At 62.4% G+C, this 2,534-nt stretch carries 2 protein-coding genes and 1 pseudogene; all 3 read left to right on the top strand.

Features of this window, described 5'->3' with window-relative positions:
- The first annotated feature begins 25 nt into the window (after positions 1 to 25).
- Positions 26 to 1,720, top strand: coding sequence for an NAD+ synthase (locus tag B2994_RS01620; RefSeq protein ID WP_291526661.1), 1,695 nt, complete (start codon positions 26 to 28; stop codon positions 1,718 to 1,720).
- Between the two features lie 81 nt (positions 1,721 to 1,801).
- Complete coding sequence (locus tag B2994_RS01625) at positions 1,802 to 2,020, top strand: hypothetical protein (RefSeq protein WP_291526662.1); 219 nt, start codon at positions 1,802 to 1,804, stop codon at positions 2,018 to 2,020.
- Between the two features lie 167 nt (positions 2,021 to 2,187).
- Positions 2,188 to 2,534, top strand: a pseudogene (locus tag B2994_RS01630) (formate acetyltransferase); the annotation flags it as partial.

Raw genomic sequence — 2,534 nt, forward strand, 5'->3', positions numbered from 1 at the left:
ATATGCCCGCGTTAGGATAAGTGGCATGAGTGAACTGACTTTCGCCTTGGCCCAGATCGATACCTGTGTGGGCGATCTTGAGGGAAACGCCGCCAAAATCCTCGACTATTGCCGTCGCGCCGCGGAAAGGCGCGCAGCCGTGGTGGTGTTTCCGGAAATGACCATCACCGGCTATCCCATCGAGGATTTGGCTTTGCGCCGAACCTTCCGACAAGCCGCCTGGGACCGGGCGAACCGATTGGCTCAGGAACTCTCCTCAACCGGACTGGGCGGCCTGTACGTGGTTGCGGGCACCGTGGGCACCGATCCGGCCTCGCACGGCCCGACCAATCGACTGGTCGTTTTGCATGACGGCGTCGTGTGGTCCGGCTATGACAAGCATTTCCTGCCCAACTACGGCGTATTCGACGAATTCCGCATCTTTACCGCGGGCAACCGCTCCGTCACGCTTGAGATCGGCGGCAGGCGGCTCGGCTTTGCCATCTGCGAGGACATCTGGCAGGACGGCGGTCCGGTTTCCGAATTGGCGCGCCGGGGCGTCGACGTGCTCGTCACCATCAACGGGTCCCCCTATGAAGAGGGCAAAACCCACGTGCGGCGTGAAATCGCCGCCAACCGTGCGGCCGAGGTTGGCGCGCCGATCATCTACGTCAATCAGGTCGGGGGACAGGACGATCTGGTGTTCGACGGCGGTACCTTCGTGCTGAACGCCGACGGCACGCTGGTTGAGCGCTCGCCCCAGTTCATGGAGGATCTGAGCGTCGTCACCCTGACGGAGAACGGTACGATGCGCCCGGCGGCCGTCGCCCCCGACCTGGACCCGGACGAGGAGGTCTACACCGCCTGCGTGCTGGGGCTGAAGGACTACATGGCCAAGAACCATTTCCATGGCGTCACGCTCGGCCTGTCCGGCGGTATCGACTCGGCTCTGGTGGCCGCGATGGCGGCCGATGCGTGCGGCGGTCAGAACGTGTGGGGTGTCTCCATGCCGTCCATGTACTCCTCCGACGGGTCCAAGGACGACGCGGCGGATTTGGCCCGCAACATTGGCGCGCATTACGATGTGCAGCCGATCGAGCCGCTGTTCGGCGCCTTTCAGCGGCAGCTCGACCTGCATGATGTGGCGGCCGAGAACCTCCAGGCCCGCATTCGCGGCGTCATCGTCATGGCCTATTCCAATTCCAAGGGACTGCTCGCCGTGGCCACCGGCAACAAAAGCGAGTTGGCGTGCGGCTATTCCACCATCTACGGCGACGCCGTGGGCGGCTATGCCCCGATCAAAGATCTGCTGAAGACGCGCGTGTGGGAGCTTTCCCGTTGGCGCAACAGGGCCGCGGCCGCCGGCATGGGCATTGGCGGTCTGCATATCGTGGGCAACGAGGAGGGGCGTCCCGGCGTGCCGCTGCCCGGGGGCGTGATGATCCCCGTCGCCTCCATCGAAAAGGCCCCGAGCGCCGAGCTGCGTCCCGGCCAGAAGGATTCCGATTCGCTGCCCGAATACGAACTGCTCGATCAGGTGCTCGCCGCCTATATCGAACACGCCCATGGGCGTGCCGATCTGCTGGCCGACGGATTCGACGAGCAAACCGTCGACACGGTGATGCGCCTGGTGGACCGCGCCGAGTGGAAGCGACGCCAGTACCCGCTCGGTCCCAAGGTGACGGCTTTGGCCTTCGGTCGCGACCGCCGTCTGCCGGTGACAAGCGCGTTCAGGGAATAGGGAACAGCCTGATCCGGTTGCAGGGTGCAGGGCGTGCGTCGTATCGGCCCTGGCCCCGGGATCGTGAAGGGAGCATGAGATATGGATACATCCAAGATGTGGTATTTCAACACCGTGAGGAACGAGCCGGAATTGGGTCCGCGTTCCCCCATCGGCCAGCGCATGGGACCGTACAAGTCCCGTGAGGAGGCCCTGAGGGCGTGGGAGATCGTTCGCGAACGCAACCGCGTCTGGGAGCGGCAGGACGCCCGCTATCATGGCGTCGATCCCGATGACCCGAACGCTGCGAAATCGGTTTGAGGCGGCCGGAAAAACCTTGTAATCGCTGGGTTTGTGACCCCTGTCACAAAACCTGTAAATGTGAGGTACCTCACGACAAAATCCGAGGTTTTCTTCAGGGTTCCAGCTACACTTGTGTAGTGACGAAGGCGCACGGATGCGCATTCGATTACCACCAAGGAGTGAGTATGGCAGCAGTTGAAGAAACCGCCCTAACTCAGGAAGAGCTCGACGCCAAGGCGTGGAACGGCTTCAAAGAGGGCAATTGGCAGAAGGATATTGACGTTCGCGACTTTATCCAGAAGAACTACACCCCGTACGAGGGTGACGCGTCCTTCCTTGCCGATGCGACCGAGAACACCAAGTTCCTGTGGAAGTACCTCGACGACAACTTCCTTGCTGTGGAGCGCAAGCAGCGTGTCTATGACGTGGATACCCACACCCCGGCCGACATCGACGCTTTCCCGGCTGGCTACATCGACGGCAAGTCCCGTGAGGAAACTCGCGATAACGTGATCGTCGGCCTGCAGACCGA

This window comes from Bifidobacterium sp. UBA744, from assembly GCA_002298605.1.
Lineage (GTDB): Bacteria > Actinomycetota > Actinomycetes > Actinomycetales > Bifidobacteriaceae > Bifidobacterium.